Source organism: Flavobacterium sp. N2550 (genome assembly GCF_025947265.1).
Taxonomy (GTDB): domain Bacteria; phylum Bacteroidota; class Bacteroidia; order Flavobacteriales; family Flavobacteriaceae; genus Flavobacterium; species Flavobacterium endophyticum.
Map to the genome: position 1 here is coordinate 1,905,001 of NZ_CP110007.1, position 26,449 is coordinate 1,931,449.

The 26,449-nt window shown below is 37.1% G+C and carries 25 protein-coding genes (1 of these 25 cut by a window edge); 7 read left to right on the top strand and 18 right to left on the bottom strand.

What is annotated here, in order from left to right:
* Positions 1-328: the 5' portion of a DUF4268 domain-containing protein gene (locus OLM56_RS08420; RefSeq protein WP_121377636.1), read on the bottom strand. The gene continues 116 nt to the left of window position 1, outside the view; only the first 328 of its 444 coding nucleotides appear in the window; the start codon lies at positions 326-328; the stop codon falls past the left edge of the window.
* A 54-nt stretch (positions 329-382) separates the two neighbouring features.
* On the opposite strand from OLM56_RS08420, the gene OLM56_RS08425 reads away from it, so the two are divergent.
* The gene (locus tag OLM56_RS08425; RefSeq protein WP_319800586.1) at positions 383-1,036 is read left to right on the top strand and encodes a CoA pyrophosphatase; all 654 of its coding nucleotides are present in this window, start codon (positions 383-385) and stop codon (positions 1,034-1,036) included.
* Between the two features lie 51 nt (positions 1,037-1,087).
* Complete coding sequence (locus OLM56_RS08430) at positions 1,088-1,903, top strand: lysophospholipid acyltransferase family protein (RefSeq protein ID WP_121377638.1); 816 nt, start codon at positions 1,088-1,090, stop codon at positions 1,901-1,903.
* On the opposite strand, the gene OLM56_RS08435 is transcribed toward OLM56_RS08430, so the two are convergent.
* From OLM56_RS08435 to OLM56_RS08445, 3 genes are read right to left on the bottom strand one after another with little or no spacing between them, the layout of a single operon-like run.
* Entirely contained in the window at positions 1,904-2,758 is an 855-nt protein-coding gene (locus tag OLM56_RS08435; RefSeq protein ID WP_182494619.1) for a TraB/GumN family protein, read from the bottom strand. It abuts the gene before it with no gap.
* Between the two features lie 7 nt (positions 2,759-2,765).
* Positions 2,766-3,401 (bottom strand): hypothetical protein, encoded by a 636-nt coding sequence (locus OLM56_RS08440; RefSeq protein ID WP_182494618.1) that lies wholly within the window; start codon positions 3,399-3,401, stop codon positions 2,766-2,768.
* A gap of 14 nt (positions 3,402-3,415) precedes the next feature.
* Positions 3,416-3,910: an RNA polymerase sigma factor gene (locus OLM56_RS08445; RefSeq protein WP_121377641.1), complete on the bottom strand. Its 495-nt coding sequence runs from the start codon at positions 3,908-3,910 to the stop codon at positions 3,416-3,418.
* 66 nt (positions 3,911-3,976) lie between these two features.
* Between OLM56_RS08445 and OLM56_RS08450 the strand changes: the two genes are divergently transcribed.
* The gene (locus OLM56_RS08450) at positions 3,977-4,108 is read left to right on the top strand and encodes a hypothetical protein (RefSeq protein ID WP_264528973.1); all 132 of its coding nucleotides are present in this window, start codon (positions 3,977-3,979) and stop codon (positions 4,106-4,108) included.
* A 499-nt stretch (positions 4,109-4,607) separates the two neighbouring features.
* Positions 4,608-5,912, top strand: a complete 1,305-nt coding sequence (locus tag OLM56_RS08455) for an NAD(P)/FAD-dependent oxidoreductase (RefSeq protein ID WP_121377642.1) — start codon at positions 4,608-4,610, stop codon at positions 5,910-5,912.
* A gap of 8 nt (positions 5,913-5,920) precedes the next feature.
* Here the strand turns inward: OLM56_RS08455 and OLM56_RS08460 are convergent, their stop codons facing one another.
* Positions 5,921-7,003, bottom strand: coding sequence for a DUF3810 domain-containing protein (locus OLM56_RS08460; RefSeq protein WP_264528974.1), 1,083 nt, complete (start codon positions 7,001-7,003; stop codon positions 5,921-5,923).
* A 165-nt stretch (positions 7,004-7,168) separates the two neighbouring features.
* Between OLM56_RS08460 and OLM56_RS08465 the strand changes: the two genes are divergently transcribed.
* From OLM56_RS08465 to mazG, 3 genes are all read left to right on the top strand, one after another.
* Positions 7,169-7,426 (top strand): (2Fe-2S) ferredoxin domain-containing protein, encoded by a 258-nt coding sequence (locus OLM56_RS08465; RefSeq protein WP_182494614.1) that lies wholly within the window; start codon positions 7,169-7,171, stop codon positions 7,424-7,426.
* A gap of 67 nt (positions 7,427-7,493) precedes the next feature.
* Complete coding sequence (locus OLM56_RS08470; RefSeq protein WP_264528975.1) at positions 7,494-8,960, top strand: aminoacyl-histidine dipeptidase; 1,467 nt, start codon at positions 7,494-7,496, stop codon at positions 8,958-8,960.
* 119 nt (positions 8,961-9,079) lie between these two features.
* Positions 9,080-9,856 carry a nucleoside triphosphate pyrophosphohydrolase gene (gene mazG / locus OLM56_RS08475; protein ID WP_121377646.1) on the top strand — a complete coding sequence of 259 codons (777 nt, stop codon included), beginning with the start codon at positions 9,080-9,082 and terminating at the stop codon, positions 9,854-9,856.
* A 49-nt stretch (positions 9,857-9,905) separates the two neighbouring features.
* Here the strand turns inward: mazG and OLM56_RS08480 are convergent, their stop codons facing one another.
* The 13 genes from OLM56_RS08480 to OLM56_RS08540 form a co-directional block, all read right to left on the bottom strand.
* Positions 9,906-10,361 (bottom strand): hypothetical protein, encoded by a 456-nt coding sequence (locus OLM56_RS08480; protein ID WP_264528976.1) that lies wholly within the window; start codon positions 10,359-10,361, stop codon positions 9,906-9,908.
* A gap of 74 nt (positions 10,362-10,435) precedes the next feature.
* Positions 10,436-10,783 (bottom strand): hypothetical protein, encoded by a 348-nt coding sequence (locus tag OLM56_RS08485; protein ID WP_264528977.1) that lies wholly within the window; start codon positions 10,781-10,783, stop codon positions 10,436-10,438.
* Positions 10,784-10,888: 105 nt separating this feature from the next.
* Positions 10,889-12,910 carry a DUF349 domain-containing protein gene (locus OLM56_RS08490; RefSeq protein WP_264529005.1) on the bottom strand — a complete coding sequence of 674 codons (2,022 nt, stop codon included), beginning with the start codon at positions 12,908-12,910 and terminating at the stop codon, positions 10,889-10,891.
* A gap of 147 nt (positions 12,911-13,057) precedes the next feature.
* Positions 13,058-13,801 (bottom strand): shikimate dehydrogenase family protein, encoded by a 744-nt coding sequence (locus OLM56_RS08495; protein WP_264528978.1) that lies wholly within the window; start codon positions 13,799-13,801, stop codon positions 13,058-13,060.
* Positions 13,802-13,875: 74 nt separating this feature from the next.
* Positions 13,876-15,264, bottom strand: a complete 1,389-nt coding sequence (locus tag OLM56_RS08500; protein WP_264528979.1) for a tetratricopeptide repeat protein — start codon at positions 15,262-15,264, stop codon at positions 13,876-13,878.
* A gap of 134 nt (positions 15,265-15,398) precedes the next feature.
* Complete coding sequence (locus tag OLM56_RS08505; protein WP_264528980.1) at positions 15,399-16,592, bottom strand: aspartate aminotransferase family protein; 1,194 nt, start codon at positions 16,590-16,592, stop codon at positions 15,399-15,401.
* 64 nt (positions 16,593-16,656) lie between these two features.
* Positions 16,657-18,303 (bottom strand): OstA-like protein, encoded by a 1,647-nt coding sequence (locus OLM56_RS08510; RefSeq protein WP_264528981.1) that lies wholly within the window; start codon positions 18,301-18,303, stop codon positions 16,657-16,659.
* Positions 18,304-18,417: 114 nt separating this feature from the next.
* Entirely contained in the window at positions 18,418-19,689 is a 1,272-nt protein-coding gene (locus OLM56_RS08515; protein WP_182494607.1) for an adenylosuccinate synthase, read from the bottom strand.
* 21 nt (positions 19,690-19,710) lie between these two features.
* A complete protein-coding gene (locus OLM56_RS08520; protein ID WP_056072956.1) occupies positions 19,711-20,175 on the bottom strand; it encodes a Fur family transcriptional regulator in 465 nt (154 codons plus the stop codon).
* A 161-nt stretch (positions 20,176-20,336) separates the two neighbouring features.
* Entirely contained in the window at positions 20,337-22,556 is a 2,220-nt protein-coding gene (locus tag OLM56_RS08525) for a RelA/SpoT family protein (RefSeq protein ID WP_121377654.1), read from the bottom strand.
* A 142-nt stretch (positions 22,557-22,698) separates the two neighbouring features.
* The gene (locus OLM56_RS08530) at positions 22,699-24,222 is read right to left on the bottom strand and encodes a serine hydrolase (protein ID WP_121377655.1); all 1,524 of its coding nucleotides are present in this window, start codon (positions 24,220-24,222) and stop codon (positions 22,699-22,701) included.
* Positions 24,223-24,242: 20 nt separating this feature from the next.
* Complete coding sequence (locus tag OLM56_RS08535) at positions 24,243-25,028, bottom strand: TrmH family RNA methyltransferase (RefSeq protein ID WP_264528982.1); 786 nt, start codon at positions 25,026-25,028, stop codon at positions 24,243-24,245.
* Between the two features lie 72 nt (positions 25,029-25,100).
* On the bottom strand, positions 25,101-26,432 hold the full coding sequence (locus OLM56_RS08540) for a DUF58 domain-containing protein (protein ID WP_264528983.1): 1,332 nt from the start codon (positions 26,430-26,432) through the stop codon (positions 25,101-25,103).
* Between the last annotated feature and the right edge of the window lie 17 nt (positions 26,433-26,449).

Genomic DNA, 26,449 nt, shown 5'->3' on the forward strand with positions numbered 1-26,449 from the left:
AAAGACTTATTCCTGTTTTTTCTACCCAAACCTTACTTATTATTTTGCCTGTTTCTAAGTGAAAATTTCTTTCAAAAACGGCATCAGGAATAAATTCATCCAGCAAGATCTGCTTTAGCGATTCAATTTTCTCAAAATAAATCTTCCTTTTTTCTTCGTCTTTTGACTCTATGTCAATCAGGACCTGAGCTTTTTTGTTATCGACATAAAACTTAAAGGAGAAATCTTTAATTTTTGTATCGTAGAGAAGCCATTTTCTCGGATATTCTTCGGCAAATTTGATCCAAAATTCCTTTTTGATAATTTGAGCTTCTGCTTTGCTGTACATGTTGAATAAATAAGTTTGATTAAAATGAATTTTACGGTACCTTTATAAATCACATTGCAAAAAGATATAATGGATTTTCAGGCCTTTTTAGAATATATACCAAAAATAGAAAAAGAAACGCTACCATCGGTTGAAGCTCATATAAAAATGGCTTCGCTAGAACGCATTTCTACTATAATTAATAAAACTTATGATAGAGACGGATTAAGGAATGCGGCCGTAATGATGCTTTTTTACCCAAAGAATTCAGAAGCACATCTCGCCTTAATCGTAAGAAATGCTTCTATCGGAATTCATTCTTCACAAATTGCTTTTCCTGGTGGTAAAGAGGAACCAGAGGATCTAAATCTAGAGGCAACCGCTCTTAGAGAAACGTTTGAAGAAATAGGTATCCTTCCAGAAAGGATTCAAGTTGTTAAGGCATTTTCTGAAGTTTATATTCCGCCTAGCAGGTTTCTTGTTTCTCCTTTTTTGGGCGTTTGTCAAGCAGAGATAACATTTAATCCTAGCGCTGATGAAGTTGCAGCAATGATTGAATTGCGGCTAGAAGATCTTTTAGACGATGCCAATTTAGTCCAAGCAAAGATCAAGGCATCTTATACTGATGAAATAGAAGTTCCGGCATTTAAGCTACAAGGACATATTGTTTGGGGCGCAACGGCAATGATGCTGAATGAGCTTAAAGAAACGATAAAAAGAGTGCTTTAATAGCTACGATTTTGTAAGTTTGCCTTCTGTTTTAAAAAAAAGCTCAATCGTATGGGATTGTTTAAAAGAAATCCTTTTGGTCATATACTTTTCTTGAAAAAATGGCTTATCCGTGTTTTTGGAATGCTGACGCATCGACGTTATAGAGGTTTTAACGAGCTTCAGATTGATGGCTCAGAAATTATCCGAAGTCTTCCAGATACTAACGTGCTGTTTATTTCTAATCATCAGACGTATTTCGCGGATGTTGTGGCCATGTTCCATGTTTTTAATGCCAGCCTAAAAGGACGTGAAGACAATATCAAAAACATCGGCTATATCTGGAATCCAAAGCTGAATATCTATTATGTAGCGGCTAAAGAAACGATGAAAGAAGGCCTGCTTCCTAGAATTCTAGCCTATGCAGGAGCTATTACCGTTGAAAGAACTTGGCGTGCTAAAGGAAAAGATGTGCAGCGAGAAGTAAATCCTAATGACACCGAAAATATAAAAATTGCACTAGAAGACGGATGGGTGATAACCTTTCCGCAAGGCACTACGAAATCTTTCAAGCCTGTACGAAAAGGAACGGCTCATATTATCAAACAGCACAAGCCTATCGTTGTTCCGATAGTTATTGACGGTTTTAGGCGTTCTTTTGACAAGAAAGGACTTCGCCTTAAGAAAAAAGGAATCCTTCAATCTTTTATCATCAAAGAACCTTTGGATATTGATTATGAAAATGACTCTGTAGAAGAAATTGTTGAAAAAGTAGAATATGCTATCGAACAGCATCCGTCGTTTTTAAAAGTACTTCAGCCTGAAGTCTTGGAAGAAGTTTTAAAAGTAGAAGAGGAATTAAACAAGAAAAGAAGGTGGGATTATTAACTATTTTACAGCTTCAACAGTAAAACCCTGCTTTCTCAATAACAAAATTACACCATTTTCACCTGCAAGATGTGCGGCACCAACTCCAAAAAAAGTAGGCTTGAATCGAGCCACATCAGCAATTATAGGAATCCATTTTGCATTTCTCTTGACCAGCATTTCATCATCAAATTTTGAGGAGGCTGTTTCGCCGAGCTCGTTTGTGAAATTTAGCAAATCGCTTATTTTTTTATCCTTATACAATTGCATCAGCTTATTGAAATCTTCTTCATAAGTCTTGATGCCATTTTTTGCCGTTCTGACTAATTCATCCATCTGTTCTTGATACGAAATCTTGTCAAAAACTTTCATCTGCTCAGCAACGGTTTCTAGGCCATAAATTGCCTCATTTTGTGATTTGCTGATTTCAGCGAGCGCTTCTTCGACTGATTTGGGCTTACAGCCAAGGATTTTCTGCACAAACATGATGCTCACGAAGCTTGGCTTTATAGTATTGATTGTCTTGGCAGAGATAGCAGCATTATCTCTTAAGAAGTCATCAACAATTTTATAATCTTCTGCGGAAACGAGCGATTCCATAGTCACACCGTTTTTCATGTTCATATTGGCCATCATCAGGCTTTCCATCTTTGGATCGTCAACATCAATCTCAAGATAAAGCTGTTCTGTCTTTTTCATTGCCTCGATGACATTCTGATCTAATAACGTATCGCAAGAAGCATGGATGGTTCCGTACAGGTAAGAAGGTTTTTTTATTCCGTTACCCGAAATTTTCCATAACAAGGCATCTTCAAGCTTTTGAGCTTGCAATCCTATAAAAAATAGGGAGAATAAGAGCGATAAGCAATATTTCATCGAATTGCTAAAGGTCTATTTTCTTTAGCTCCTCATAATTTTTATAAAGCTTTTTCATCAAGAAGCCGTATAATAATTTATAAAAAAGCCAGGAAATCACAGTAAATACGCCTACGATTGCAATGACAATGCCAATAAAGAACAAGATAGCTTTAATGCCGTCATGTTCAATTTTTTCTTTTACCAAGGCGAAATCAGGATTGTAAAAATAAGCCAGCATGAATCCTAATATCAAGCTGAATATAATCATTCCTAAGTTATACCAGACATAAATATTTACCGTTCTTCTTGTCTTTAGGATATTTTTCATCAAGATTTTGGTAGAATCTGTAGTAGAAATTACGATGTAATTCTTGTAAAATAAATAGATGAAGGTGACGATGATCGCATAATGGGCATACGTTAAAATTCTCATGTACAACAAGATGTTATCCATGTTAAGCTTTTGGAAATATTCATCATTGTTTGAAAAAAGGCTGATTCCTATCCAAAATAAAAATTCTATGATACCAATAATCATAATCAATCTTACTACAGAAGATGAGTTCTTATGAATCATCTTGTAGATATCATTCTCAGAGACTTGCTGAAAAGAATTTTCATTCTTTTTCCAATCTTTCTTTAATAAATCTAACTCTTTCATATTTTTTTTCCTTGTTAGGGATTTAATATTTTCTTCAATTTTCCTTTAATCCTGTTCATTTTCACTCTCGCATTCACTTCGCTGATTCCTAAGGTTTCCGATATTTCTTCATAATCCTTATCCTCCAGATACATAAAAATCAAAGCTTTTTCAATGTCGTTTAATTGATATACGGCCTTATACATCAGTTTTATCTGTTCTTCTTCTTCATAATTATAATCTTCCTGCTTGATAAAATGCTTCGTATTGTCAAATTCCATTGTAGAAATTGACCGCGTACTTTTTCGATATAAAGTGATGGCTGTGTTCAAGGCAACCCGATACGCCCAAGTAGTGAATTTAGAATCTCCCCTAAATTTTGGATACGCTTTCCAAAGCTGGATCGTGATTTCTTGAAACAGATCGTTATGAGCATCATCGCCAGAGGTATACAATCTACAAATCTTGTGGATTATATTCTGGTTTTCTTTTAGCTGCTTAACAAAAGACTTTTCTAAATCTTGGCTCATGTAAGGTTAGTAGTTGAAGAGTCAAATTTGTTACAAGTTACTATTAATTTTAAATAATTATCTCGAATGTTTATACCAAAAATAAAAGAAGAGGAGATTTTTTCTTTATGGACTTTGCGTCTTTATGTGAAAATAATTGCTCGCAAAGGCACAAAGTATAGAAAGGCTGATTATATGCCAGCAGTACCAAGAGAATAGCATAAAAACCAAAACTTGCGATTGAATCTGACTGATGCTATATGATAATAGTTTTATGTTATGCAACATTTATTGTATGCTATACTACATCAACCTAATGTTATACTACATTAATAAAATATATATAGTATTAATTATATGTCATATAACATAGGTTTATTGCTATACAACACCTGATAGATGCTATGAAGCATTAGCTTTATATTATACTACATTGGGTAAGTGTTGACAGCATAAGCGCTATGTTATACTACTCTAATCTATTGTTATATGACATTGTCAAAATGTAATATAGCATGAGTATAATGTTACATTACATTCATGCAAAAAAAGAAGTATTTGATTAAAACTTTCTATTTAAGAACTGTAAAAAAATAATGGCTTGCAAAGGCATAGCGTCACAGAGTATAAAACGTCTAAATTTTATTTAAAGCGACAGGCTACAGTTTTAATTTTCGGGATAAAACTTCGTATCTTGCAGTAAGAATAAACGCAAACGATGAATATCCCACAATCAGATCTTCCTAGAATAGTTATTTTGGGAGGCGGCTTCGCCGGAATCGCATTAGCCAAGAAATTAAAAAACAAGCCTGTACAAGTCGTGCTTTTAGACAAGCACAATTACCATACGTTTCAGCCTTTATTATATCAGGTGGCAACTGGAGGGCTTGAGGCTGGCTCTATTGCGTATCCGATTCGGAAAGTAGTGCATGAATATAAAAATTTCTATTTCAGGCTTTGCCATGTAAACGAAATCAATACCAAAAGCAATAAGGTGATTGCCGACATCGGGGAGCTTCAATATGATTATTTGGTTATTGCAACCGGCTCTAAGACCAATTATTTTGGGAATAAGGAGATTGAAAGAAATAGTATTGCAATGAAAACAATTCCGCAGTCGCTTAATATCAGGAGCCTGATACTCGAAAATTTTGAGCAGGCACTTTTGACAGATGATGTGAATGAACGGAATGCGTTGATTAATTTTGTTCTGGTCGGCGGTGGCCCTACAGGGGTGGAATTGGCTGGCGCTTTAGCCGAAATGAAAAATGCTATTTTACAGAAAGATTACCCAGATTTAGATATCAGCAAGATGCAGATCAACTTGGTTCAGAGCGGAGACAGGATACTGAATACCATGTCTGAAAAATCGTCTGAAGCCGCAGAAAAATACCTGAAAAAACTCGGCGTAAATGTCTTGAAAAACATGCGCGTTACAAGTTATGACGGAAGAACGATTTCTACCAATACAGGAGTTTCTTTTGAAACAGCTACATTAATCTGGACGGCTGGTGTGCAAGGCGCTATCGTAAACGGGCTTCCTGCTTCATCTTTGGTTGAAAAAGTAGAACGCATCAAAGTGAATGAATACAATCAGGTTGCAGGCTATTCGACTATTTTTGCCGTAGGCGATATCGCAATGATGGCAAGTGAAGAATATCCGCAAGGGCATCCAATGATGGCGCAGCCTGCCTTACAGCAAGGAAAATTATTAGGAGAAAATATAATACGGCTGATTCAGAAGGAAGAAATGAAGCCTTTTAACTATAATGACAAAGGTTCGATGGCAACTATTGGACGAAACAAAGCGGTTGTCGATTTGCCGCATTATCATTTTCATGGCGTTTTTGCGTGGTTTGTTTGGATGTTTGTCCACCTTTTTTCGTTGATTGGATTTAAGAACAAAGCGGTAGTTTTTATGAACTGGCTGTATAATTATATCCGTTTTGATCGCGAAGGAAGGCTCATCGTTAGGCCGTACAAAAAGAAAAGCTTTACCAGTTTTACTTTTGATGAGATATAGCTAGAAGCTTAAAGCGCATGATTTTTATAATACCCAATCATCAACCCAACAAATTTGCTATAGCTTTCAAGCCCGTCTTTCTGCTGGTTTATTTTTAAGAAATTGTCATAGAAATAATGAAAAAAAGTATCGATAGGGGTTTGATAGCTGTCCCAAAAATCTTTTGATTCTTGGAAATTTTTTAAGATTCCGGGATGGATTAAAGGCAATAGCTCTTTGCTTTTTCCTTCCTCAATTTTTTCGATGTTACCCAAGCAATATTTCAGCGCATACGAATAGCCCGAATATTTAAAATAAATATTTGGGTTGTTTATAGAAGCCAAATAACCAATGAAATTAGCTTCGCTTTCAGAAGCATAGCCTATCTGATGTGCCATTTCATGGCAGACAGTAGTAGGGAAGTTGTATTTTGGAATCTTATAATTGACTTGGGCTTCATTCGTGAAAGGATTCAGATAGCCGCCAAATCCCATATAGGTCAAAGGCAGGCTCACCAAGGATTTTTTAATGCTAGGCACATGGTATTGGAAATACGAATACTGTTTTCCTACTTCGTCATATCCGTCTTGTGTTAGCGCATATATTTTCTCAATTTCATACGGATTGTTAACTTTTAGGCTGTCATTTTTTACAATCTGACTATGGATTTCGTTTGTCTTAGCAATCATTTTTTTGGTAAATGCCTGCAATTCTTCCAGCGTATAGTCTTTGTCAAGTTTCATTTTGGCATACAGTGGCACGCGATGGTAGTTCAAGCCCCACAAGCAATTAAAAAGAAAGTAAAAGATAGAAATAAAGCTCAGTACCGATAGCGTTTTTGATTTCCAATCCATTTTCCAAGATGCCCATGAAAATAACTGAGCTCTTCTTTTATAAAGTCGATAGATTAGAAAACAAATCAATACAGTATAAGCAATGTCTCCAAAAGAAAAAGGCAAGCGGCCAAAAAGAGTTCTTGAGATTTTTGAAAGCCATAAGTAAAAACCATTACTATAATATTTTTCAATGGCTTCAGGAAAAAACGATACGATATTGAGGATAATTATCTGAACTAATAAGAAAATACTCCAGATAATTTTTGATTTTTTCATCGACGAAACATTTGTTTTTGTAAATATAAACAGAAACAATTTAAAGTTTTTTTCTAGAAGAAACTTTAGATAAAAATTAATACTTGCTTCGTGCTTTGATAGGATAATAAGTCGTAAAATTGCAATAGATTTCAGCGTAAAATCAGCAGCTTACTTTGATTATTTATGAAAAAGAAAAATGAAGAGAAAATAATTTTTTTCTGCAACGGAAAAAAGTGCGGCAAGTACAATAAAGAACCGAAAGATTACCTGAAAAAGAAGATTGCCGAATTCGGACTAGAAGATAAAATCTGTATTTCAAAAATGGACTGCCAAGGAATGTGTAAGAAAGCGCCGGTAGTCTATATTGAGCCGAAAGATATCTGGAAAAAAGAAGTCACAGAAAAAAAAGCTAAAAAAATATTTGAAAAGTACCTCCTTTAAGCTTTTATATCTTGGGCATTCCGCACATAACTTTGTAACTTTGCTATACTAAATTCAAAAATAAATAATGAGTCAGGAAATAAGAAACCTTGAGCCGAAAGCGCTTTGGAATAAATTCGCCGATTTGAATGCCGTGCCGCGTCCTTCAAAAAAAGAAGAAAGAGTGATTGCCTTCATGAAAGATTTCGGTAAAAAACTAGGCTTTGAGACCATCGAAGACGAAGTTGGAAATGTAATCATCAAAAAACCGGCTACTGCTGGAATGGAAAACCGCAAAACCATCGTAATGCAATCGCATTTGGATATGGTTCACCAAAAAAACAACGATACTGTTTTTGATTTTGATACGCAAGGTATTGAAATGTATGTGGCTGACGGTTGGGTTCGTGCTAAAGGAACAACGCTAGGCGCAGATAATGGCTTGGGCGTTGCTACTATTATGGCCATTTTAGAATCTACCGATATTCCTCATCCTGCTATCGAAGCATTATTCACGATTGATGAAGAAACAGGAATGACTGGTGCTATGGGACTAAAAGGAGGCTTGCTAGATGGCGAAATTCTTTTGAATCTTGATACCGAAGAAGACGATGAAATTGATATAGGATGTGCTGGCGGAATTGATGTGACGGCAACTGCCGAATATGACGAAGAAGAAACACCGCAAGGCTCTGTAGGGTATTCGATTACCGTAAAAGGCTTGAATGGCGGACATTCTGGAATGGATATCCACAAAGGTCTAGGAAATGCAAACAAAATCATGAACCGTTTGCTTTTTGACGGTTTTGATAACTTCGGATTGCAGATTTCTGAAATAAAAGGAGGCAGCCTTCGCAACGCGATTCCCCGTGAAAGTGTTGCAAAAGTAATCATCGCCGAAGTTTATGACGAAGCTTTTGTTTTCGATATGCAAGAAATTGTAAACGAAATCAAAACTGAATTCAAGACAACGGAGCCGAATTTAGAAATCGTTTTTGAAAAATTAGAAACTGCTCCGGCAAAAGTTATGCCTTCGATTGCACAGTTCTATTTCGTAAGAGCAATGTATACTGCCCATAACGGCGTGTACAGAATGAGTGCTGATTTTGATGATTTGGTAGAAACTTCTAATAATATTGCAAAAGTAGTTGTAGGTGAAGGAAAATTATCTGTCCAGTGCCTGACACGTTCTTCTGTGGAATCATCTAAAATGGATTTAGCGAATGCTTTGCGTTCCGCTTTTGAATTAATGGGATGCGAAGTTGAGTTTACAGGTTCTTATCCTGGATGGACTCCAAATGCAAAATCAGAAATACTTGATGTATTGACTGGTATTTATGAAACTCAAAACGGAAGCAAGCCAAATGTAGTAGCTTGCCATGCAGGTCTTGAGTGTGGTATCCTTGGAACTAATTATCCGGATATGGATATGATTTCTTTCGGTCCTACGATCAAAGGAGCGCATTCTCCTGATGAAAGAGCTAATATCGCTTCAGCTCAAAAATATTGGAAATTCGTATTGGAAATTTTGAAAAACATTCCAAGCAAGAATTAAGAATTTCCTATAAAATTCAAGCCATAGATTGCTAGATTAGCACAGATAGAGAAGTTTATAATCTGTGGAAATCCTTTAGTCTGTGGCTATTTTTTTTACTTTTACAAAAAACCTTTCCTATGAATTCAAGACAGCAAAAACTCGACGCATTTGGCAGATTATTAGATATTATGGACGATTTGCGTGAAAAATGTCCGTGGGATAAAAAACAGACGTTGCAGACTTTGAGGCATCTGACGATCGAGGAGACATACGAATTAGGAGACGCGATTCTTGATAACGACTTGCAGGAAATTAAAAAAGAATTAGGAGATGTGCTGCTTCATATTGTTTTTTATGCAAAAATAGGAAGCGAAACCAACGATTTTGATATTGCCGATGTATGTAACGAAATCTGTGAAAAACTGATTCACCGCCATCCGCATATTTATGGAGATGTTGTCGTAGAAGATGAAGAAGAAGTAAAGCAGAACTGGGAAAAACTAAAGCTTAAAGAAGGAAAGAAATCGGTTTTAGAAGGAGTGCCTAAAAGCCTTCCCGCATTAGTAAAAGCAAGCCGTATCCAAGACAAGGTCAAAGGCGTAGGATTTGATTGGGAAGAACCGCATCAAGTATGGGATAAGGTAGAAGAGGAGATTCAAGAGTTTCAAGAAGAAATCAAGAATGGCGACCAAGACAAGATTGAAGCCGAATTTGGCGACGTTTTATTCTCTATGATAAACTATGCCCGTTTTTTGAAAATCAACCCAGAAGATGCCTTAGAAAGGACCAATAAAAAGTTTATCAAAAGATTCCAATATTTGGAAAGCAAAGCTGGCGAATTAGGAAAACAATTGTCAGACATGACACTTGCGGAAATGGACGTTTTCTGGAATGAAGCCAAGAAGCTAAAATAAAAAGAGGCCCAACTGAGCCTCTTTAAATGAATTATAATTAACCGAAAACCTAGATATTATTTTCAATAATAGATTGCCATTTTTTTGCAATCATTTCATTTTCTTGCCAATAAGCTTTTCCGAGCTTGTCATTTTCTAGGTCGTAAAGCACTACCGAATTCGTATTTCCGTTTTTAAGCTTGAACGTAAAAAGAATTTTATCGTCGTTGCCTGTGGATGTTTCTTCAACTCTGCAAGACATCGCTTCTTTTAAGTCTACAAAAGAAGCTCTGTCGTTTTCTTTGTTTAAGTCGATAAAAAGAAATCCTTTGTTCGCCTCATCTAAAGCATAGATTTTTTTATAATGTGTTTCACGCGTTGAGAAATCGTATTTTCCTTGGCGGAAATGGTCAAAGATTTCCTTAGTTTTCTTTTTGTTTTTTGCCTGATTTTTGGCGATATAAAGTAATGGCAAGACGCAAACCAAAGTAAGCACTAGCCCTATAATTAGAGATGCTGTATCCATTTTTTAGATTTTTTGTATAATGATGATTTGGCTGATAGAAGTATCAGCCCTAAATTTTTAGCGTACGATAAAAATCACCAAAAAAAGTGGAAGGGAAAAAGTAAGATTGAGACATTTTCACATCGATTGATGTCCTGTCTCAGAAAAGCTGCAGTAGCCTTGCAGGTGCTGAAGCCTGAAAAACTTATGTCATAATACGATTCGAACCATTTGGCGTAAACAGGAAGATCTGCTCTCGGATTCGAAATAGAATGGATGCTTATTTCTTGATTTACAAAAGCCGAAGCTCTAAGATAATCAACCTGCTCAATGGATTTTTTATTGTTTTGTATAGCACCAAAAGCTTTTCCTTCGTCGTTATTGACAAAAAGAAAGGCTACCAGAAAAACGGAGAACAGCGCTATGTTTTTAATCCATTTCATCGGGCAAAGATACTTTTTATAAAAAAGGTATAAAAGGATTAGAGGCATAAATGCCACAAAATCATAAAAAAAGCCCTGCAATTTGCAGGGCTTTTGGAAATATACTTATTCTGTTTTTATATTTCGAATCTGTTTCAGCTTGTCTTTCCACATCTGAAGGCTTTCTTTATGTCGCTCAATGTTTTTCTTTACTTCAAGAACCATTGGATTGTCCTTTTTTGCATTCGCGAAAAACTGGATGTTATTCTCTAACTGGAAGATTTCTTGCTGTACTTCCTCAATCTTGCGGATCAAGAAAATCTTCTCGTTTTCAAGTTTTCTTGTATCATCAGAGCCAGAAAGCTGGTCGATTCTACTGTTGAAACGAGCCATTTCAGAATCTTTTTTGCTTAAACTCAATTTATCGAACAAAGCATCTAGAATCTTATTGAATTTCCCTTCGATATGGCGTCTAGCATGCGGCACCTTTCCAAAACCTTTCCACGTTTCGATATGCGTTTTTATGGCATCCAAATCAGCTTTGTGCTCTCCGGTCAAAGCAAAGTCTTTGATGGTTTCAAGATACGCTTTCTTTTTATCGAAAGCTTCGATTTCTTCTGAATTTACTTCGTTTCTTTGTGCATGAAGCTTGTCGAAATAATGATTGCAGGCTTCCTTGAAGTCTTTCCAGATGCTGTCAGAATATTTTCTTGGCACATGCCCAATCTGTTTCCATTCTTCTTGAATCTGCTTCATTATAGGAGTCGTTGCGGCAAAATCTTCACTGTCTTTTAGCGCATTTGCTCTTTCGACTAAAGCTAATTTCTTATTCAGATTGTCTTGCTGGTCTTTTTTGATATCCTTATAAAATGAATTTTTCAAGGCATTAAAGTCACGCACGGCATTTTTGAAAGCCGACCAAGTTTCTTCGTTAACATCGGAAGGCACTTTTCCGGTAGAGAAAAATTCGTTTCTCAAGGCTTCCACTTTTTCAATTTGACCTTGCCATGAAGAATGTGCTTCTACTTTTTCTTTCGCTAATTCTTCTATTTTTGAAATGATTTCTTTTTTCTTCTCAAGGTTTTCTTGTTCTGTACCGCGTTGTTTTTCGAACAGAAGTTCTCTTTTGTCATGGATTTTTTTAGTCAGTTCGCTAAACGTATTCCAAATGGCCTCACGGTGTTCTCTTGAAACCGGACCGATATCTTCTTTCCAGATTTTATGAAGGTCTTGCAATTCGCGGAATGCTTTGTTTACATCCGGCTCATTTACCAGCACTTCCACTCGAGTAATGATTTTTTGCTTCAGCTCTAGGTTGTGCTTGAAATCCAAATCCCTAGCTTCTCTGTCCAAATGCAAGTAGTCATAAAAGTTTTCTACATGAAAATGGTAGTTATTCCAAACGTGATTGTATTTGTCTCTCGGAATAGGCCCTGCATTTTTCCATCTTTCACGCAATTCATTGAAATGTTTTAGCGTATCCTTGATGTTTTCTTGAGGATTGATCAATTCTTTCAGCTCCTCTACGATAGCCAAACGTACATCCAAGTTGGATTTCAAATTGTTTTGAAGGCTCTTGAAGTGTGTGTTTTTCTTATCTCTATATTGGTTAAATAAAGTGTCAAATTTGACTTTTAAAGGAAGATGGTAATGAAAATCTTCAGTCGTATCTGGATTTTCAGCTAAAAACTCTTCTCTTTTTTCTTCTATAAAATGGTTGTATTTTGAGAGGAAAGCAGACTTGATTTCTTCTACATGGTCTTTTACAGACATTACTTTTTCAACAGTGACTAGCTTTTCTAATTCCTGTACAAGAGATTCCATGTCCATTGCTTCATAATCTTGCATTGGAATTTCATGACGTTCCTTAAGAGTTTCGTCTTCACTTTCTTCTGCATTAGAGTGGGCAATAGCATCTAAGGCTTCTTGGTTTTCGCTGACAGCAATGGTTTCTTCTAATTCTTCAGGAGAAATTTCTACAGCGTCTGCATTTTCAGCAACAACAGTCTCGGCTTCTGCTTCAACAGCATCAGCATTGTTTTCGCTTTGTTCTTCTATCTGCGGATTTTCATTTTGAGACACATCTTGTGTTTCATTTTCTTGACTTCCATCTGCTTCATGCAGGTTATCATTCTTTTCTTCTAACATCATTAAATGTTTAAGGTTGGTAATTCTTTAGTTTGGAAAGATAGTAAAGGCGGATGAAAATTCAAAGAAAAACCAATATTTAAAGTAATTTTTGCCACTATAGATGTTTTTGTCGCAATAGAACTTTAGAGATTTTTGTTGAAAAAGCTACTTATTCCAAATTTTCCATGATTTCTCAGCCTGATAGCGCAGCATTTCTAATCCGTTTTTAGTTTTGGCTCCGTATTTTTTAGCTTTCTTCAAAAAGATAGTTTCTTCGGGATTGTAGATCAAGTCATGGGCGATATGCTTTGGAGAGAAATACTCATAAGGAATAGGAGGAAAGGCATCTACATTAGGTGAAGTGCCAAGCGGTGTGCAGTTGATTACGATTTGATGATTGTCAAAAGTCGTAGCGTTGACTAGATTGTATCCGATGCTTTCGTCGGAAGCTTCTCTGGACACAAAAGTGTATAAAATCCCGAGTTCTTCCAAGGCGAAAGCCACGCCTTTGGATGCGCCTCCGGTTCCTAAAATCAATGCTTTCTTATGATGCGGTTCTAATAAGGGTTCTAATGATTTCTTGAAACCATAATAGTCAGAATTATATCCTTTTAGGTTTCCTTTTCGTGTAAATTTTATGGTATTGACGGCACCGATTCTTTCTGCTTTTTTTGAAATTTTATCGAGATAAGGCATAACGGCTTCTTTGTAAGGAATGGTGACATTCATTCCTTTCAAATTAGGATGCTGCTTGATGATTGCTGGAAATTCCTCAATCGACGGAATGTCAAAATTGACATAATCGTAATTGTTTAGATTCAAAGATTTGAATTTTTCTGCAAAATATCCTTTTGAAAAAGAGTATCCGATATTTTTTCCGAGCAGCCCGAATAGGTGTGTAATTTTCATGCGTCTAAAATTAAAAAGCCTGACAAAAGCGAAATTAATCATTTTTGCCAGGCTTATAAAAAATATTCTTTTTGTTATTTTTTATGAATCATTTTTTGGACATCTTTTCTTTCCCAAACAGTAGGGAAGAGGGTTTCAAGAATGGTGTGGTTTTCGAAACTTACTCTCAATCCGTTGCTGAGATGGAATTTTCCTTTTGTTTCGTCATCTTCCATAAAATATAAACCAGCTAGACGATATTCCAATTGAAACTCTTCTGGGAAATATTCTGAAGCTTGCAATAATGTATGTATGGCTGCTTCGAATTCTCCTAAATACTGCAGGATGTCAATCCAATACAGCCAAGTATCCAGCTCATAATCGCCAAATTCTACAGCTTTTCTATAGCCTATTTCGGCTTCTTCTAGAAAATCTAAGGCTCTGTTGATGGTTGCATAACGTTTCCAGTACAATCTGTTTTCGTTATCGATTCCAATGGCCTTATTTACATAAAACAATGCTTTTTGATAGTTTTTCTGTCTTACGTAAAAATCGGTAATCGCAATCCACCCTTTGTCCAATAATGGATCTTCGTGAACGGTCTTGTGAAAATATTTAAGCGCTAATGGCTTGTTGCCTAATTTTTCATAACATTTTCCGATTCGAAGTAAGGCATACGACGTTGGATCATCTAATTCGATGGTCCTGTTATAACTTTCAATCGCTTCGTCATAACGTTTAAGACGTTCTAGAGACTTGGCTTTTTCCATGAAAGCACCCATGAACTCATCGTCGATCATGGAAGCGTAATCGAAACATCTCAAGGCGTTCTCATAATCTTGCAGTCCGTAATAAAGTCTGCCGCTTTGGTGCCATGCGATTTCGCTGTAAGGATTTCTGTCAATATAATTCTCAAGAAAGGCAATAGCTTCCTTGTTTTGGTCTAAAAATTCAAAACAGTATACCACATTGTATAATGCGGCTTGGTCTTCTACGTCTTCTTCAAGACATTTGATAAAATTCTCCTTGGCAAGCTCCAAATTGTCCATGAAAAGGTATTCCATGCCAATCAAGTTGTAGACATCTGCATAATCATCCGTAAGTTTTAAGGCTTCCTGCAATAATTCTACAGCCTTCTCATGATTGTCTCTTTTGGAGTAAATGTTGGCTTTTTGGATAAAAATTTCTTCGTTTTGGGGTTCAATGGCGTAGAGTTCGTTTAACAGCTTTTCAGCTGTTTCTAGCTTGTCATCATACACCAGCATTTCTACTTGTACTAGTTTTAAGCCTGTAGAACGAGGGTGCTGCTCAAGCGCTAATTTTAAGGCTTTTTTAGCCAGAGACGCTTTACCCATATCCAGATAGTGAAGAATAATTTCTTCAAATTCTTCCGAATCAAAGAAGAGAACTTTGTTAGTTTTCAACATCGATTCGAACTTGGACAAGGATAAATTGTAATCTTCTTCATCGTGACTCAAATGCATACTCTTTGTTTTTAAAATTATCCTTAATAAATTTAGGGAACGTAAATCTTTTTGCGAGGTAAGGCTGAAATTGTTGTGAACAATTTAATTAACAAAACTACTCTCTGTAAGTTACGGATTTTTATTGTTAAATCCTAATTTTTCAGGGTTGATTGCACTTCATCCATTACTTCTAAAATAATGGCACAACCTTCTCTAATTTCTTGTTCAGATATCGTCAGCGGAGGCGTAATTCTAATCGCTTTGCCTTCAAACAGCAGCCAGAACAAAATCAGTCCTTTGTCTTGGCATTTTAAAATTACTTGGTTCGTAATTTCGGCATCTTCAGTCATTGCGGCAAGCATTAATCCTCGCCCTCTTACTTCTTGTATCAAAGGATGTACCAAAAGCGAACGGAAAAGCTTTTCTTTCTCCAGAGTCTGCGGTATCAGGTCGGTTTCGGTAATTTCTTGTAATGTTGCCAAGCTGGCTGCAGCTATGACAGGATGTCCGCCGAAAGTCGTGATATGACCTAATTTGGGATTATCGCTCAATAAATCCATCATTTCTGACGAAGCTGTAAAAGCGCCAACCGGCATGCCGCCACCCATTCCTTTGCCTAATATAATTACGTCAGGAACGACATCATAGTTTTCAAAACCGAATAATTTTCCGGTTCTTCCGAAGCCAGGCTGGATTTCATCGATAATCATCAGCGCACCAACTTCTGTACATCTTTCTCTGACTTTTTTCAAGAAGCCGTTTTCTGGCTGTATGAATCCAGCACCGCCTTGAATACTTTCTAATATTATTCCTGCAGTTTTTGTCGTGATTTTCTGTAAATCTTCTTCGTTGTTAAACGTGATAAAATCGACATCAGGTATTAGCGGACGGAAAATTTGTTTTCTTTCCTCAAATCCCATAACGCTCATGGAGCCCATTGTATTGCCATGATAGGCATTATTGCAGGAAATCAATTGGCTTCTGCCTGTAACTCTTCTGGCAAGTTTTAAGGCACCTTCTGTAGCTTCTGTTCCCGAATTGACCAGATAGGTTTTTTCTAATGGTTTTGGAAGGAGAGAAGCTAATAGTTTGCAAAATTCGACAGCTGGATTTTGGGCATACTCGCCGTAAACCATTACATGTGAATACTTGTCGAGTTGATTTTTTATAGCGTCATTGACTCTTTTGTTTTGGTGCCCTAATGTACAAGCAGAAACGCCGGCGACAAAGTCAAGGTATTTTTTGTTATTGGTATCGTAAATGTAAGAACCGATAGCGTGAGAAACTTCCATTCCCAGAGGGTAAGGAGAGGTTTGCGCTTGGTATTTGTGGAAATCTTTAATCATTGAAATCTATATCATTGTACTGTTTGATTGCTTGGCTGCAATCCTAAATCTGCAATCTAAAATCTTATTGCACTTTCGCTTTCTTCTCAGGATTCTTTTTGTCATATTCCAAAGTTTCTTTCCTGACCTCCATCGGGACATCTTCTTTGGCCTTGTCAATCTTGCTTTGTTTCACAATTTTTTCATGGAGCTCTTGCTCTTCTGGCGGAAAAATATCATCCTTGCTTTTTATAATCTCGTCGCCCCGCCAAATAAATCCTCGAAGTTTCCGGGCATTATCGGGCAGGTCTTTTTCGGGATAACTTTCGCTTTCTGTATTTTTAAACGCGGTTACCGTCGTGATTTTATTGTCTTCTAGCTCAAGATGTATACTGCTGCTGATTCCTTTGTCGATAGCAGCTAATTGGCCTTTATCATAAGCATAATAAATCTTTTCGGTATTCTTGACGAGATCGACCTCATAGAGCTTATTGTCCCGAAATTTACCGTATAAATTGACACCCTTGACCTGATTATAGCCTTTTCCTAAGGTGTCTTTGGAGGCAATAAAAGCATCTGTCAATACCTTGAGGGAATCTAATTTTTCAGTTTCCGTATTTGAAATAAGATGGATTACTTTTCCGGTCAATTGATTTTCTCCATTCCAAACAACTGGCCTTCCAATTAATTGCGTCAGTCCGTTTTTTTCGTTAGAGTGTAAGGAATCGCATTTTCCGCTCATGTCGATTTTATAAAAACGTACGTTATTGAAAGCCCGCATGATTCTATTTTCTGGCTTTCCGGTAACCATCAACTTTTTGCCATGGATATAAAGCGTGTCTTTTTCAATTAATGTCGCAGCAACAGCTCTTTTAGTCATCACTAAAGAGTCTTGGTTTCGATACACTTCACCATAATGGCCTCGGACAATACCTCTGTTGATAGAATCGGTGATTTTGACATTATTGGTAGCTGAAGCAAATTCCCTATTTCGGTCATAATACAAACTGTCGCCTTCGATAAGCCGGTTGTTGTATTTGATATACGAATTCTTTACAAAATGGGCATAATTTTTTTTGGTGTCATAAAATCCTTTTTCGGTGTAGATAAAATTTTCCTTGCTGGTAATCGTTGACGGACCGAAAAGATAGGAGTGGCCTGAATTTGAATAATAATCCAAATGATTTGACTTGATGACGTATTTTGGATTTGTAATAGTAACGGCGGTCAGGAACTGGAATTTCTTTTCATTCAGGTAATACCTTCCGGATTTGCTTACTAAAGTGTTTTCTTGGTCTTTTATTGTGCCATATGTGTTATAATACGCCTGCTGGATTCTCCTGTCAAAATTAATCGTATCCGTTGTCAGTGTCATTTTTGGATCACGCATGACCACATTTCCTGTGGCATAAGCGAATTTTATGTTTCCTTGATATTCCGCATAGCGGCTGTCCATGAAAACCGTATCGCCTTGGTTCATTTTCACATCGCCAAAAGCCTTTACATAATTTTCTTTTTGGAATAGATAAGCAGTATTGCAGGTCATCCTAACACCATCGTGCAGAATCCTGACATTTCCTCTATATCGAATTGCGCCTGGAATTTCTTCCTGTTGGATATCGACAAAATCGGAATTTTCAACTACTATTTTTTTAGGAGGTGCCTGTGCTAGCAGTGTGTTGAAATTCAGTAGGATAAAAAAGCTTGCAAGAAATAAAAAGTTCTTCTTCAATGGATCGTATTTTGGCTCAAATTTAAGTAAAATCTCCAAATCTGATTTTTAATTAAGAATTATTTATAGGTAGCATAAAAAATAAAACGCCTTGACATTATCAAGGCGTTTTTATTATTTTGTAATAGTCTGGGTTCTGTCTGGCCCGACTGAAATTACCTTGATTGGAACTTCTACAAATTTCTCGATAAACTCGACATATTCTTTTAATTCTGAAGGAAGTTCGTCGTAAGAAGTCATTCCCGTCAAATCAGCTTTCCAGCCTTTTTTCTCAACATATACTGGAGAAACGTTTTCTGGTTCTATGTTGTAAGGAAGATGGTCGATTTCTGCTCCTTTGTATTTATAAGAAGTACAGATTTTTAGGGTATCAAATCCTGAAAGCACATCGCCCTTCATCATATATAAAGCAGTAACTCCGTTTACTTGAATTGCATATTTCAAAGCTACTAAGTCTAACCAGCCGCAACGTCTAGCGCGACCTGTTACGGAACCGAATTCGTTTCCAACTTTTGCCATGGTTTCGCCATCTTTGTCAAAAAGTTCGGTAGGGAAAGGTCCGCTGCCGACTCTTGTCGTATATGCTTTGAAAATTCCGAAGACTTCTTTTACACGGTTTGGAGCGATTCCTAAACCTGTGCAAGCACCAGCTGCAGTTGTGTTGGAAGATGTCACAAAAGGATACGTTCCGAAATCAATATCTAAAAGCGAGCCTTGTGCGCCTTCTGCTAATATTGATTTTCCTTCTTTCATTGCTTTGTTGATGTATTCTTCGCTATCGATGAATTGCAATGTTTTTAATACTTTGATAGACTCAAAAAACTCGTCTTCCAGTTCTTTCAAGTCGTATTGAAGATCGACATCATAAAAAGCAATCATAGCTTCATGCTTGTCGGCTAAAGTTCTATATCTTTCTTTAAAATCAGCCAGTTCGATATCGCCTACGCGAAGACCGTTTCTTCCTGTCTTGTCCATATAGGTCGGCCCAATTCCTTTTAAGGTTGAACCGATTTTAGCTTTGCCTTTTGATGCTTCAGAAGCAGCGTCAAGCAGACGATGTGTAGGCAAAATAAGGTGTGCTTTTCTTGATATGATCAATCTTGACTGGATATCGATATCAAATTTTGCCAATCCTTCCAATTCTTTTTGGAAAACAACAGGGTCAATCACGACGCCGTTTCCTATAATGTTGATTGATTTTTTGTGAAAAATTCCAGAAGGGATAGTTCTCAAAACGTGCTTGATTCCATCAAATTCAAGCGTGTGTCCAGCATTTGGGCCGCCTTGAAAACGGGCAATAATATCGTACTTTGAAGTGAGAACGTCAACAATTTTTCCTTTGCCTTCGTCGCCCCACTGCAATCCGAGTAGTAAATCTACGGTCATTTTTTAGTTGTTTGTGTTTATTTATTCTTTAGGTGTAGTCTTTTTGTTTCCGTAAAGGTATAGAGAGTGGTTGTGGATTTCGATATCAAAAATTTCTTCAATAGTTTTTTTGATGCTTTGGATTCGCGGATCGCAGAATTCAATCACTTCACCAGAATCGGTCATGATGATATGATCGTGCTGTTTATCGAAATAAGATTTTTCGTAATGTGCCTGGTTTTGCCCAAATTGATGTTTTCTTACCAATGCACAGTCCAATAGAAGTTCAATCGTGTTGTAAAGCGTAGCTCTACTAACGCGGTAATTCTTGTTTTTCATCTTGATATAAAGAGATTCAATGTCAAAATGCTCTTCATTATCATAAATTTCCTGAAGTATAGCATAGCGTTCAGGAGTTTTGCGATGTCCTTTAGTTTCAAGATATTTTGTAAAAACATTTTTTACAATCTCTTGATTTTTATTGTTATCTACGGAAATTAGTGTCATATCCTGCAAAGATAAATTATTTTATTCAAGTATCAAGTTTCTCGTTTATTGATTTTTATATGTTTAACAAAAGATATAAACTATGAATTTTAATCAAGGATTTTGCTTGTGAAATTTCTGTGAAAATTCGAAAAACCGATTCTGAAACAAGTCTTTTGAAGCTAGTTCTTGTTAATCCGGGTTACTTTATCAATTCCGTCTATCTTTTTAATGTTTTCAATCAATTTTTTGAGAATCGTGTTGTTTTGCACGACAACAACAACTTGCCCGTTGAAAATTCCAGCATCACCGCTCAACGAAATACTTTGGATGTTCACGTGCATGTTGTTGGAAATTACTTTCGTCAATTCATTCGTCAGACCAAGCGTATCCATTCCAGTAATGTTCAGGATGGCCTTAAATTCTTGCTGTGTCGAGTCGATCCATTTCGCCTTGATGATTCGGTAAGCATAGTTAGATTGCAAGCTGATAGCATTTGGACAGTCTTTTTTATGGACTTTTATTCCTTCGTTGATAGTCACGAATCCAAAAACATCGTCTCCTGGAATTGGATTACAGCAAGTAGCTAATTTATAATCGAGCTTGTCTTGTTCTTTTCCAAAAACCAGCATGTCATAATTGTTGCTGATTTCGGGCTTATTGATGATTTCCGGATTTGTAGTAGGAGAGCGCTTGATCTTGTTTTTGAAAAAGTTCATAAACGTATTGCTCTTCTGCGCGGCATAATCTTTCAACTGCTGGTTGTCGATAGCGCCGATTCCCACGCGATAAAAGAGATCAAGGCTTGTTTTTAGCTTGAAATAATTGACCAGCTCATTGACGGTCGTTTCGTTTAAGGTCACTTTTAGATGACGCAATTTTCGAGTCAACAATTCTTTTCCGTCTTCAGCAGTTTTCTTCGTATTCTCGTTTAAAACGTTTTTGATTTTCGTTTTTGCACGCGAAGTTGTCACATAATCCAACCAATGCGATGTCGGCTTTTGGTTTGGAGAAGTGATGATTTCAATCTGGTCGCCGCTGTTTAAAACATGATTTAGCGGGACTAATTTTCCGTTGACTCTTGTTCCGCGTGTCCTGATTCCGATTTCGGAGTGGATACTGAATGCAAAATCCAGCGATGTGGCGCCTTTTGGCAGCGACTTGATTTCGCCTTTCGGCGTAAATACATAAATTTCTTTAGAATATAAATTCAGCTTGAAATCTTCGACAAAGTCAACGGCATTTGTGGAGGCGTTTTCGAGAGCTTCTTTCAATAAATTTAACCAGGTATCCAAACCATGTTCTTCGTTGCCGCCTTGTTTGTATTTGTAATGAGCAGCGTAGCCTTTTTCGGCAATTTCGTCCATTCTTTCGCTTCGGACTTGAATTTCTACCCAACGGCCTTTTGGTCCCATGACCGTAATATGCAAAGCTTCGTAGCCTGTCGATTTTGGCGAAGAAATCCAATCGCGCAAACGGCTCGGGCTGGGACGATAATGGTCGGTCACGATAGAATAGATTTTCCAAGCCAAGAATTTCTCTTCGCTTGGTGCTGCTTTGTAGATAATTCGCAAGGCAAACTTGTCGTACACTTCGTCAAAGCTTACGCCTTGCGCCAGCATTTTCTTCCTGATTGAAAAGATGGATTTTGGACGGCCTTTTATGATGTAGTCGATTCCTTCGGCATCTAGCGATTCTTTCAGTACATCTGAAATGGATTTGATGTATTCGTCCTGCTGTTCCTTGGTTTCTTTTATTTTGCTGACAATGTCATTGTAGATTTCAGGCTCGGTATATTTCAGGCCTAAATCTTCTAACTGATTTTTTATATTGTAAAGTCCCAAACGGTGGGCAAGAGGTGCATAAATATAGAGTGTTTCGGATGCAATTTTTGCCTGTTTGTAATCGACCATCGATTCCATAGTCTGCATGTTGTGCAAACGGTCTGCAATTTTGATAAGAATCACGCGTACGTCATCATTCAGCGTCAATAGCATTTTGCGGAAGTTTTCCGCCTGCATCGAGATTTCGTTATCAGTTTTTACCTGGGCTATTTTGGTCAATCCTTCAACGATTTTTGCAATCTTTGGATTGAACATCTTTTCGATGTCTTCTACAGTAATATCAGTGTCTTCAACAACATCATGCATCAGAGCAGCGGCAATAGAAGTGGCTCCCAGACCGATTTCTGATGCGACAATTTTTGCCACAGCAATCGGGTGGAAAATATACGCTTCGCCAGATTTTCTGCGTTGGTCTTTATGAGCGTCTACAGCAACATCAAATGCTTTGCGGATTAGTTTTTTATCATCTTCTGAAAGCGTCTGGTAACTGATTCGCAAAAGTTCTTTGTATTCTCTAGCAATTGCCTTGTTTTCTTGTTCTAAATCAATCTCTACCATGGCATTTCTGATATTTGTTAGCTACTCACTAAAAGTAAAATAAAGTTTTGGATTTTCCAATTTTTTTGCTAGTTTGTATAGAAGCAAAAACCGCTCCAAATTGGGCGGTTTTTTTGTTGTACGGAGTTGTGTTTTATCGATTTTATTTTATCCTGAAAAAGTTAAGGTCTTGAAAATCATAACTAAAATCTGTAGCAGGAGAAATAGGCTTCATCGTGAATTCTGCATTGTCTTTTTCGAAGAAGATATGCGCATCAGCGTGGAAATAGCGGTTGTCCCATTTTACAACGAAATTATTGTCTTTGTAAAAGAAAATTTCGCCTTTTAATTGCGGAGAACGCTTGGAAGCAAAATACATTTTTCCTTTCTTTTCTGTAATCGTAATTTCTCCGAGCCAATTGTCTTTATAGGTTCCAATGTACTTCTTGAAATCGATTTTCTGGTTTTTATTGTTTGTGACAGTTTGCCATACTTCATCTGTAATTTTGTCTGCTTTTTCCTCAGTAGCTTTGTTTCTATCACTGTAAATTTTTACATGGTCAATTGGTTCGATTCCGAGATAGCTGTCTTTAATTGTGTTGGTGATGGCCGAAAAAGCAGCGCCAGATTGCTGATTCGTAAAAACAATGATTCCGAGCTGCAATTCGGGAATTAAAGTGACTTGGGTAACGATTCCTTCTAAACCGCCTGTATGTGAAACTTGCATCTTTCCTTTCACATCGGTTAATTGCCAGCCGAGACCATACGCTTTGAAAAGAGAATTATAAGGAGGCGCAGGCTTATTAGGCATCAGTGTTTGCGGTGTCCACATTTCTGCGTGTTCTTTTTCCGAAAACAATTTTTGTCCGTTACCGTATTTTCCTTTATTCAATTGCATGATGGCCCATTTGCTCATATCGTTTACGCTGGAATAAATACCGGCGGCGGCGTCAAAAGTTTGGTTTTTATAGCGTGAAATGACTTTTAGCTTCCCATCGATAGGAACATGAGGAACGATTACGTTAGAAGTGTCTTTTAGGCGTACCCACGTAGAAGCTGTTTTGGTCATTTCCAACGGTTTCAGGATTTTAGTTTCTATAAAATCATTCCATGTTAGGCCGCTAGCTTTATGAACGACTTCTCCCGCGATGATATACAACAAATTGTCGTAATCGTATTTTGTCCTGAATCCAGAAACAGGCTTTAAATATTGGATATTTTCAATAATGTCTTGTGCTTTAAAATCAGAACCGTCAGGCCAGATCATTAAGTCGCCGGCACCAAGTCCGAGGCCGCTTCTATGTGTCAGCAAATCTCTGATAGTAAACTCGTTGGTCACATACTCATTGTACATTTTGAATTCTGGCAAGTATTTGATGACTTTGTCGTCCCATTTGATTTTACCTTCGTCAACAAGCATTGCCAAAGCCGCGCTGGTAAAGGCTTTGCTGTTAGATGCAATTCCAAATAAAGTATTCTCGTCTACTTTTTGCTTCGTAATTATCGATTTTACGCCATAGCCTTTGGAGTGGATTACTTTTCCGTCTTTTACGACAGCAACCGCTATACCAGGCACATCAAAAGTTTTTAGTGTTTTTTCTACGACTTCGTCAATTTGCGTAGGCGTAATCTGTGCCGAAAGAGTAGTGCTTATTAAAATAGCGAATAGACCTAATTTAAAATTCATAAGTTGTAATTCATAAGTGATTAAAATCCTCTTTGTCTTTTTGCTTCAAATATCAAGATTGCAGCAGCCACAGAAACGTTCATGGAATCGATAGCGCCTTGCATTGGGATGATTATGTTTTGAGTCGCATTGTCGCGCCATTCTTGCGTGAGTCCGGTAGCTTCTGTTCCAACGACTAAAGCAGTCGGAGTGGTATAATCTTGTGTATGATAGCCCGTAGAATTCTGCAAAGTAGCACAATAGATGCTGATGTTTTTTTCTTTTAGGAAGGTAATAATTTCTTCAGTAGTTCCTGTCGCGATGTTGTTTGTAAAAAGACAGCCCACACTCGAGCGTACAATATTTGGATTATATAAATCGCTTTTCGGGTTGGCTATGATAACCGCATCTAGGTTGGCGGCATCGGCAGTTCGCAGAATGGCTCCAATATTGCCTGGTTTTTCAGGTGCTTCGGCGACAAGAATGAGCGGGTTTTCACCTAAATCTAATTCAGATAAAGAAAGAGTTTTGGATTTTGCAATGGCTAAAATTCCTTCCGTAGTATCACGATAGGCTAGCTTTTGGTAAACTTCTTTGCTGATTTCAATCAATTCTGCAGAATGGGAAAGTTTTCCGGCTTCGTTTTCAGAAATGATTTCCGGTAGAAATAAGATGGTTTCGATTTCATAACCGCCTTTCTGCGCCAGTTCGATTTCTCTTTGTCCTTCGATTAAAAAAGTTCCGGTCTGCTTTCGGGCTTTGGATTTTTCCTGAAGCAGCACCAGCGATTTTATAAATGGATTTTGGACAGAAGTGATTTGTTTCAAGATTGTAGTTTCTATGTTTCTAAGTCGCTAAGGTACTACCTTTTCTAAAATCATAAAACCTAAAATCATAAATTAAAGTATTCCTCTAGCTTTAATTTCCAAATATTTATTAATCGTGTCCAAAGTAAGATTTTCGGGTTGTGACAATACCGAATAGATTCCGTATTTTTTCAATTCGTTAACGATAAGACGTTTTTCAAAAGCAAATTTTTCAGCGATGACTTTGTCATATACTTCTTGAACTGTAACTGCCTTCGAATTGATAATTTCGTTTAGTTCTGTGTTCTGAAAGAAAACAACAACCAGCAAGTGGCTTTTTGCAATTCCTTTTAAATACGGAAGCTGGCGATGAAGACTGTCTAGCGTTTCAAAATTTGTATATAAAATGATAAGGCTTCGGTGGTTGATGTTTTTCTTTATGTCGGCATACAATCGGCTGTAATCGCTTTCAAAGAAATCGGTTTTAATATTGTAAAGGCTTTCCAAGATTTGGTGCATCTGTGAAGAGCGTTTTTCAGCTACGACACGATTTTCTACTCTTTTTGAAAAGGCAAACATTCCGGCCTTGTCTTGTTTTTTTAGAATTACGTTAGATAAAACCAAAGTTGCATTTATAGCATAATCCAACAGGCTTAGGCCGTTAAAAGGCATTTTCATCACACGGCCTTTGTCGATAGCCATGTAAATGGATTGTGACTTTTCGTCTTGGAACTGATTGACCATTAACGAATTCTTCTTTGCCGTAGCTTTCCAGTTTAGCGTACGGATGTCATCACCTTGCACATATTCTTTAATCTGCTCAAATTCCATCGTATGGCCAATTCTTCTGATTTTTTTTACACCATATTGAAACAGGTTGTTAGAGAAGGCCATCAGGTCGTATTTTCTCAACTGAATATAAGACGGATAGGTCGGGACCATCTGGTTTTTGTCAAACGTAAATCTTCGGGAAACCAGTTTTAAAGGAGAAATCACATAGATGTTGAGGTTTCCAAAAACATATTCGCCTCGTTCTGTCGGACGAAGATAATATTGGATGTCGTCTTGAGAAGAAGCTTTTATTTTTCGCTTGATTTCAAAATTACGGACTTGGAACTGTTCGGGAATTTCGTCTATGATTTTTATCCCGATAGGGAAGGTATAATAGTTTTTTATATGTACCCCAACTGGATTTTCATCGCCGTTTGATAGTTTTTCGGGGGCGATTCGAGTTCCGTCTATTCCGGTTTTGGCCGCAAATAAGATCAGTATGTCAAGGACTAGAAACGCCAAAAGCATCAGCAATACATATCCTGCCGCATTGTAGAGTGCCGGAAACATAAAAGCAAAGCAATAGATGAATCCGACGCCAATCAGCGCGAAAAAAAAGAAATTGTTGATGTATAGTTTTTTGAGCAGTTTCAAAGCGGCAGTGTTTTAAA

Bases quoted from the DNA above. Each gene is read 5' to 3' on its own strand.
- OLM56_RS08460 (WP_264528974.1), bottom strand. From the start codon at position 7,003: ATGAAAAAATCAAAAATTATCTGGAGTATTTTCTTATTAGTTCAGATA.
- OLM56_RS08445 (WP_121377641.1), bottom strand. From the start codon at position 3,910: ATGAGCCAAGATTTAGAAAAGTCTTTTGTTAAGCAGCTAAAAGAAAAC.
- OLM56_RS08530 (WP_121377655.1), bottom strand. From the start codon at position 24,222: ATGAATTTTAAATTAGGTCTATTCGCTATTTTAATAAGCACTACTCTT.
- OLM56_RS08490 (WP_264529005.1), bottom strand. From the start codon at position 12,910: ATGTTAGAAGAAAAGAATGATAACCTGCATGAAGCAGATGGAAGTCAA.
- OLM56_RS08495 (WP_264528978.1), bottom strand. From the start codon at position 13,801: ATGAAAATTACACACCTATTCGGGCTGCTCGGAAAAAATATCGGATAC.
- OLM56_RS08485 (WP_264528977.1), bottom strand. From the start codon at position 10,783: ATGAAATGGATTAAAAACATAGCGCTGTTCTCCGTTTTTCTGGTAGCC.
- OLM56_RS08465 (WP_182494614.1), top strand. From the start codon at position 7,169: ATGAAAAAGAAAAATGAAGAGAAAATAATTTTTTTCTGCAACGGAAAA.
- OLM56_RS08525 (WP_121377654.1), bottom strand. From the start codon at position 22,556: ATGGTAGAGATTGATTTAGAACAAGAAAACAAGGCAATTGCTAGAGAA.
- OLM56_RS08515 (WP_182494607.1), bottom strand. From the start codon at position 19,689: ATGACCGTAGATTTACTACTCGGATTGCAGTGGGGCGACGAAGGCAAA.
- OLM56_RS08505 (WP_264528980.1), bottom strand. From the start codon at position 16,592: ATGATTAAAGATTTCCACAAATACCAAGCGCAAACCTCTCCTTACCCT.
- OLM56_RS08500 (WP_264528979.1), bottom strand. From the start codon at position 15,264: ATGCATTTGAGTCACGATGAAGAAGATTACAATTTATCCTTGTCCAAG.
- OLM56_RS08440 (WP_182494618.1), bottom strand. From the start codon at position 3,401: ATGAAAGAGTTAGATTTATTAAAGAAAGATTGGAAAAAGAATGAAAAT.
- OLM56_RS08435 (WP_182494619.1), bottom strand. From the start codon at position 2,758: ATGAAATATTGCTTATCGCTCTTATTCTCCCTATTTTTTATAGGATTG.
- OLM56_RS08480 (WP_264528976.1), bottom strand. From the start codon at position 10,361: ATGGATACAGCATCTCTAATTATAGGGCTAGTGCTTACTTTGGTTTGC.
- mazG (WP_121377646.1), top strand. From the start codon at position 9,080: ATGAATTCAAGACAGCAAAAACTCGACGCATTTGGCAGATTATTAGAT.
- OLM56_RS08455 (WP_121377642.1), top strand. From the start codon at position 4,608: ATGAATATCCCACAATCAGATCTTCCTAGAATAGTTATTTTGGGAGGC.
- OLM56_RS08520 (WP_056072956.1), bottom strand. From the start codon at position 20,175: ATGACACTAATTTCCGTAGATAACAATAAAAATCAAGAGATTGTAAAA.
- OLM56_RS08430 (WP_121377638.1), top strand. From the start codon at position 1,088: ATGGGATTGTTTAAAAGAAATCCTTTTGGTCATATACTTTTCTTGAAA.
- OLM56_RS08470 (WP_264528975.1), top strand. From the start codon at position 7,494: ATGAGTCAGGAAATAAGAAACCTTGAGCCGAAAGCGCTTTGGAATAAA.
- OLM56_RS08450 (WP_264528973.1), top strand. From the start codon at position 3,977: ATGTTTATACCAAAAATAAAAGAAGAGGAGATTTTTTCTTTATGGACT.